Genomic DNA, 7,230 nt, shown 5'->3' on the forward strand with positions numbered 1-7,230 from the left:
TTATCTGTATCCCTATAATAATACTGTTCCAGAAATCAGTTTTGGCAAAAGCATATCTCTCTGACCAGCCAAGTTTCGATTCTTCCTCTTCAGCAATTCACACTGTTCTAGTACTGCTGAACACATTCCATCAAACATGTCCAACATCGCATGAGGAGGAAGAAGAATACCAGCATTTTCAAAATCTTTTGAATTGACTGCCGGATATGCCGCACCCGTTGCATGATTCACTAAGTAGGAAACAAATCCATCAGTGGATGTCACCTGCATCAGATAAGACTTTGGAACTGTCTCTGCCCGTATAACCGCAAAACCTGTCGATACAACAGTATTTTCTTCTGGCTTGGCCATATATGAATATTGTTTTCTATTTGGCCGAACAGTAGCCCAGATGATATCTCCATCACGCACAATGCGCCGAGCACGGCTTGGTGCTCCACTGAAAGGCATTGGCTTGATCTCGTCAATTGTTCCTGTCCCTACACTTTTGATGTCAATATAATTAATCCTATCCGGCGCATTCTGCTTGGTGATCGACTCGGGATTTATTGATGCAACATCGCCCAGCTTCTTTACCTCCCACCCCTCCGGAATCTTACCCAGCGATGAGTCGATGAATTTAGCGTTCTGACTCACGCCATCCCTGGCGCTCGCCCCTTCGGGGTCGCTTTCAGCGTTCCCAATCGGCTCTACTGCCGATTGGTCGTGGCCGGGGAAGCGGAATTTGACGAACCATTCGCGGTAGAGGGATTGCGCCATCTCTTCGAGTATGGCGATTCGGCGGTTGTTGTTTTCGATTAACTTGTCGTAGACAGACAGAACACCGGCTAACTCTTTCTGTTTTTTTAAAGGCGGAAGTTCTGGCAGTTCGAGTGCTCTGATGTCACTCATGTTCAAATGTGGCACAGTCGCCCCACTTGCCATGGAGTACATTCTATTTTGAAGCTCATCACCCAACATCAGGTACATCAGGTAATGTGAATCTACTTTTGTTTTATCAGGACGAATTAATACTGTTCTTTGCCCATGGCACACCTTTAGGCCTTTCGGGATGATTGCAACATTTCCAACTGGTGCTTCACGTGCAAATATCAGATCACCTTCTGAGGGGACAGCCCTTTCAACCCACTCTTTATACGATTCCTCTGACACATATTTCGCATTCTCAAGGATAAAATATCCACGGCCAATATTTGGCGTCCTGATACAAGGGTAACCTTCATCGGTAAATTTTGGGGTTTTATGCTTTGTGTCTACGATGAACTCACAGACACTATCCATAGTTACTGCCATACTAAGTCACAGCCCCCAGGATCTTCACTACATTTTCAGCAATCGTCTGCTCCAGCTCATGCGCCTCCGCATTGAGCACTTCCAGTTCTTCCTGCAATGCCTCCAACTTCTCTGCAAAGTCCTCGTCATGCTCCTCATCCCCATGCGCCACGCCCACATAGCGTCCGGGGTTAAGGCTCCAGCCCTGCTCCTCGATTTGATCTAATGTGGCGACCTTGCAGAGACCGGCGATGTCCTTGTATTTGCCGTCGGTAAAGTGCTTCTCAATCAACCAGTCGCCGGTGCCCCCCCCCATCCTCATGGTTTTCGAGATAGGTGTTATCGACATCCTCGCCACGGTAGAGGCGCACGATGTTTGAGACGAAGTTGAGCTGCTCGCTGCTGAAGTCGCGCACGGCACGGGTGATCTGGCGGTAGATGTGCCGGGCATCGATGAAGAGCACCTTGTCCTTGCGCTCTTCGGACTTGCCCTTGTCGAGAAACCACAGTGCACAGGGAAGCGTGACGGTGTAGAAGAAGTTGCTGGAGATGGCGATCATCACATCCACTGCGCCGGTCTGGATGAGCTGTTTGCGGATCTCCATTTCGGAGGCGCGGGCGTCGGAGGCGGAGTTGGCCATGACGAATCCGGCCCTGCCTTTGTCGTTGAGGGCGGCGTAGAAGAGCTGTATCCAGAGGTAGTTGCCGTTGTCGGTGCGCGGCATGCCGAAGGGGAAGCGGGCCTTGTCGTCCTGCAGGCGTTCCTTCTGGATGGCGTCGACGTTGAAGGGGGGATTGGCCATGACGAAGTCGAACTGCCCTGCGCATTTGTGGATATCGTCGTAGTAGGAGTTGCCTTCGCGGATGTCGCCCTGCAGGCCGTGGACGGCGAGGTTCATCTTGGCCAGGCGCACGGTGTCGCCGGTCTTCTCCTGGCCAAAGCAGGAGAGTTCGTCACTGGCGTTCTTGTTGTGCTCCTCGACGAAGGCGGCGCTCTGCACGAACATGCCGCCAGAGCCGCAGGCCGGGTCGAACACCTTGCCGTGGTAGGGCTCGATGATCTCGGCGATGAGGCGCACCAGCGGGCTGGGGGTGAAGAACTCGCCACCGCCCTGCCCCTCGGCACGGGCGAACTGGCCGAGGAAGTATTCGTAGATGCGGCCGAAGACATCGGAGCCGATATCGAAGCGGATGTTTGCGAAGTTCTTCAGCAGGCTGGCGAGGATGTCGTTGTCGAAGCGGGTGTAGGTCTTGGGCAGGGCGTCCTTGATCGCCTCGTTCTCCGCCTCCAACGCCTTCATGGCGTCGTTGATGGCGCGGCCTAAGTCCTCCCCCTCCGGCAGCTTGAGCAGGTTGGAGAAGAGCGCCCCATCGGGGACATACATCGCCCCCTCGGCCTGGATGGCGGTCTTGAGATCACCGGCTGCCTGACGGCGGCGGGAGGTCTGCTTGGCCTCCAGGCGTTCCTTGGCCAGCTCGTAGCGGTATTCGGCATAGCGCAGGAAGATAAGACCCAGTACCGGGCGGGAGTACTCCTGGGAGGTGAGCCCGGTATTGGCGCGGAGCTGATCAGCGGCGGCCCAGAGGCGGCTCTCCAGCTCCTGGATGTTCTTGAATTCAGACATGGATAAGGCGATCCCTTTGATTTTTAATAGATTTTTCTCTAATTCTTCCATGAATCGCTAGGAAACGAGTATACAATCAATGAGTTATCAGATCATCAGATTGTTGTTCCACTTAGATAATTATACTTAAATACTAATTAATGTGCTATTTATAACAAAAATATGCAAATATATGCCTTTAATGGCATTTTGGTGATGAATATGCTCATCGATTTCAGTGTGACCAACTTCCTCTCGATTCGTGATCGTGCGACTTTATCGCTGGTCTCAGGCAAGGGGAGTGAACTGTCGGAAAGCCACATCATCTCTGCGACGGCCCCTTCTGTTCCAGACCTGCTGCGGGGCGCCGTGATTTATGGTGCGAACTCGGCAGGCAAGTCCAATCTCATCAAGGCCCTGCACGTGATGAAGCTATTAGTGGAGGAGTCCGCCAAGGAGGGGCAGTCCGGTGAGTCGCTGAAGATTCATCCATTTCTATTCGATGATCATTCTGCTGATCAACCGACAGAGTTTGAGATTAACTTCGTCGTTGAGGGCGTGCGCTATCAATATGGATTCGCCGCGACGTCCCGCATGGTGCTTGAGGAGTGGCTATATGCCTACCCAAAGGGGCGGCCACAGCGGTGGATTGAGCGGGCCTATGATCCCAACAGTAAAAAGTATGCGTGGGGATCAATGGATAAGTTAACCGGCCAGAAACAAGTCTGGCAGGAAGCGACCCGGTCGAATGCGCTCTTTCTTTCTACTGCCGTTCAGCTGAACAGCAAGCAACTCAAGCCCGTGTACGACTGGTTTGATAACGATTTGCGCATTGCTGGCATCGGCGGCTGGGAGCCCTCATTTACCATGGGCCTTTGTGAGGAGAACAATGACAGAGAGCGGGTCATGGATTTTCTGCGTGTTGCCGATCTCAATATTAGCGACATCGAACTGAATAAGAAGGAATTTGATCCGGACGATCTTCCTGGGGATATTCCGGCGTCGATTCGTGAAGATCTGCTCAGGAGGTTAGATGGTAGATCGGTTCGAACACTACAGACAGTTCACACGACGGCAAATGGTCGACGCGTTCTGCTTGATTTTGACAATGAGTCTGATGGTACCCAGAAAATCTTCGCTTTAGCAGGGCCATGGATCTATTCGCTGAGAAACGGCTATACCCTGATCATTGATGAATTGCATGATAATCTTCACCCACTGATGGTGCGTTATCTTGTCGGACTATTTAACAGCGCAGAAACCAATCCCAACAATGCACAACTGATCTTTACCACACACGACACCTCTCTGCTGGATCAGGATGTGTTTCGTAGAGATCAGGTTTGGTTTTGTGATAAAGACGATAGCCAGTCGAGTCAGCTTTATCCGCTAACGCACTTTAAGCCGCGTAAAAAGGTTGAAAATCTAGAGCGCGGCTACCTGGCCGGGCGTTATGGTGCACTGCCCTATATCCAGCGGGTGCAGGGATTCTGATATGGGGTCGGATGACCTGTTCCATAAGCGCCGGAAGAAGGCAGAGAAATCACTGAAGCGCTCCCAGGCGAAGCGGGACGCCTATGACCGGGTGCTGATTGTCTGCGAGGGTGAGAAAACCGAGCCTCACTACCTTCAGGAGTTGATTGACCACCTGAAGCTCAACAGTGCCAATGTTTTGGTGGACGGGCGAAGCAGCTCAAGCCCTGACAAGGTATGGCAGTATGCAAAGGAACGCTATCGTGAAGCCGAACGACGCGGCGACGTGTTTGACCGGGTCTACTGTGTTATCGATAGAGATTCACACACTACTTTCGACCAGACTCTGGTAGAGATCCGGAAATCCAGACCGAATGGCGTCTTCCATGCCACACCCTCCGTGCCCTGCTTTGAATACTGGGTGCTGCTCCATTTTGATTACAAAACCGCTCCGTATACCAGAACCGGTTCAAATAGCCCGTGTGACTGTGTGATCGCTGATCTGAAGAGATACATGCCAGGCTATACCAAGGGCGATAAGGGCGTTTTTTACCAGATCATGAGCGATACCGACCGCGCGATTGCCTTGAGCAAGTTAACTTTAGCCGAAGCCCACAAGACAGGGACGGATAACCCGACAACCCTGATGCATGAGTTGGTTGACTATTTGCGACACCTAAAAAACGGCACTCGAAGCTGACAATCCAGTAGATCAGGGTGGTGGTAGTGAGGCCCGCCGGCGCTCCCAGGCCAATGACATTTAGCCCGCTTAAGCTACGGTACCCGCAATAACGGAGGTATTGTGACCTGCCTCCCCTATCTCATATTTTTCCGGGACCGAAGATACACTCACGTAAGGGAAATAATTCACCAACTGGGCACATCTGATCTCTTTCTGACGGTGAAAATCTGCTCCATTTCCCTTTTTCTGCTTGCGCAGTAATTTTCTGGATAATTCTTCAATCGGCAAAGGCGTATATAGATGTAAGAATTATTTTGGAGATTTCAATGAAAGAAAAAAATCAAACGCAAGACGCAAAGACACGCGTATATAAAACAATTGCGCTATTAATCAAAAAATCGATGAAGGTAACCGTAGATACCATCATGGCACATGGTGATATCTCATCGCGGGATACCTCATCAAAGTATCTGCGCGAGTGGAACAATGAAGCTAATGAAAAGGTTAGCGGAATGAGCCTATCTAATTCCTGCATGCAGGCTATCAAGCAGGCCGTATACGAGGAGCGTTTCATCGATGCACACAATTTGCAGGCAGAGATCACCTGTAAAGAATTGGAGAATGACACGCTTCGCCAGGAAATTGACGAGCTCACTGCTAAAAGTGAAAAGCAGCTGCAGCGTGAGCAATTTCTAACCGAACAGATCGACAACCTCAAACAAGCGATTGACGAGGAACGTGAACAACGCCTTCGAGCTCAACTCAATGCCGCTGCCCTAGCGCAAGAGAATGCACGTCTGCAGAGCGTACATTCAGCGTTACCACAATCCCCCTCCCTCATCCTTCCCGGGAAGTTCCGTAAATAGGAAACATTCGGTACGGCCGTACCGCTTGGTACAAGCGTGCCGATGCACAGGGCACTGTCCGTAAATAACCAATTAACGGACACTGCCGCCCTCCTCCACCGCGCTTTTTCTCACGCTTGCGGCGTTTGCTGATCCTGGCATTCTATGGACATGGAGACACGACACGCCACTAATGACCTGGAACAAGCCTACCGGGCGGCACTGATAGCCGGCATCGCCCAGAGCAGCCGTCGAGCATACGAAAGAGATGTGCGATATTTCTGGAACTGGGCGCAAGAAAAGCTGGGATTGGAGCCAGTCTACCCAGTAGCTGTTGATACTCTCCTGCACTTCATTCTGGATCACAGGCGCGCTGCTGGTGGTAAGCATTTAAAGATCACGACTCTACGGCGTTACTTGTCATCTCTCAGTATTGCTCATGCCGAACACAGTTGCCCCAGTCCAACACGCGACGAGAGAGTCAAACTACTGCTTCGGCGGCTCCGACAGGCCGAGGCTGGTGAACCTCCAGAGAAAAAATCTGCAATAACTGCAGACCTTTTGAATCGCCTTGTCGACACCTGCGACGAATCTCTTCGAGGCATCCGAGACCGCGCAATCCTGCTGGTTGGATTTGCGAGTGGTGGACGGCGACGCTCAGAGTTAGCCTCCCTCCAAGTTACCGATCTTCAACGAGCAGACGGTGGTTATCTCCTCAGGATTCGTACCAATAAAACTGATCAACAGGGAAAAGGTCACCTGGTACCGGTGCTCGGACCTGCTGCAGCCGCCCTGTCACGGTGGCTGATGGCGGCCGGGATCCGGGATGGCGCAATTTTCCGAAGTATTAAACCGGATGGAAGACTGTGTCAAAACATCTGCGGCCGTACGATCAACCGTCTTGTCAAAACCCACAGCCAATTGGCGGGACTCGATCCAGCTCTTTACGGTGCACATTCGCTAAGAAGTGGGTATTTAACCGAAGCCGGTAAAGCAGGCACTCAACCCTGGCAAGCCATGGCTCTCAGCCTACACAGATCTGAAAAAGTGGCGCTCGGCTACTACCAACAAGGGGCAATTTTACAGAATCCTGCGGCACATTTGTTGGCAGGAGAAAATCAAGAGCCAATATAGACGGCGACAATGCTTAGCCTTTCATGTCCTAGTTCCGGCTGATCGTGAGGCGGGCTGTTTCATCGATGGCACGCTATGGTAGTGTTCATAATTCTGTGTCATTTCTTTACCATAGTGCAAAAAGGAATGACTGATGACAACACAAAAACCCAACTTTAATATGGAGGCCGCCATCAAAGCCCTGCGTGAAGGCAAGGACCTCACCGGCAAGGATGGTGTG

7 protein-coding genes are annotated in these 7,230 nt (G+C 51.5%); 4 read left to right on the forward strand and 3 right to left on the reverse strand.

Annotation, left to right across the window (positions count from 1 at the left end; translation table 11 throughout):
* Positions 1–12 precede the first annotated feature (12 nt).
* The 3 genes from O9K64_RS21480 to O9K64_RS21485 are packed head-to-tail and all read right to left on the reverse strand — an operon-like array spanning position 13 to position 2,897.
* Positions 13–1,281, reverse strand: coding sequence for a restriction endonuclease subunit S (locus O9K64_RS21480; RefSeq protein ID WP_275100173.1), 1,269 nt, complete (start codon positions 1,279–1,281; stop codon positions 13–15).
* Positions 1,282–1,294: 13 nt separating this feature from the next.
* On the reverse strand, positions 1,295–1,564 hold the full coding sequence (locus O9K64_RS23700; RefSeq protein ID WP_335342336.1) for a hypothetical protein: 270 nt from the start codon (positions 1,562–1,564) through the stop codon (positions 1,295–1,297).
* A complete protein-coding gene (locus tag O9K64_RS21485) occupies positions 1,557–2,897 on the reverse strand; it encodes a class I SAM-dependent DNA methyltransferase (RefSeq protein WP_335342337.1) in 1,341 nt (446 codons plus the stop codon). The genes O9K64_RS23700 and O9K64_RS21485 overlap by 8 nt, the downstream gene beginning before the upstream one ends.
* 195 nt (positions 2,898–3,092) lie before the next feature.
* Here O9K64_RS21485 and O9K64_RS21490 point away from each other — a divergent pair, with 195 nt between their 5' ends.
* From O9K64_RS21490 to O9K64_RS21505, 4 genes are all read left to right on the forward strand, one after another.
* On the forward strand, positions 3,093–4,370 hold the full coding sequence (locus tag O9K64_RS21490; RefSeq protein WP_335342338.1) for an AAA family ATPase: 1,278 nt from the start codon (positions 3,093–3,095) through the stop codon (positions 4,368–4,370).
* A gap of 1 nt (position 4,371) precedes the next feature.
* A complete protein-coding gene (locus tag O9K64_RS21495) occupies positions 4,372–5,049 on the forward strand; it encodes an RloB family protein (protein WP_275100174.1) in 678 nt (225 codons plus the stop codon).
* A 308-nt stretch (positions 5,050–5,357) separates the two neighbouring features.
* The gene (locus tag O9K64_RS21500; protein ID WP_275100175.1) at positions 5,358–5,897 is read left to right on the forward strand and encodes a DNA-binding protein; all 540 of its coding nucleotides are present in this window, start codon (positions 5,358–5,360) and stop codon (positions 5,895–5,897) included.
* 150 nt (positions 5,898–6,047) lie between these two features.
* Complete coding sequence (locus O9K64_RS21505) at positions 6,048–7,010, forward strand: site-specific integrase (RefSeq protein ID WP_275100176.1); 963 nt, start codon at positions 6,048–6,050, stop codon at positions 7,008–7,010.
* Positions 7,011–7,230 lie beyond the last annotated feature (220 nt).

It is taken from the genome of Sedimenticola hydrogenitrophicus (genome assembly GCF_029017505.1).
Taxonomy (GTDB): Bacteria; Pseudomonadota; Gammaproteobacteria; order Chromatiales; family Chromatiaceae; genus Sedimenticola; species Sedimenticola hydrogenitrophicus_A.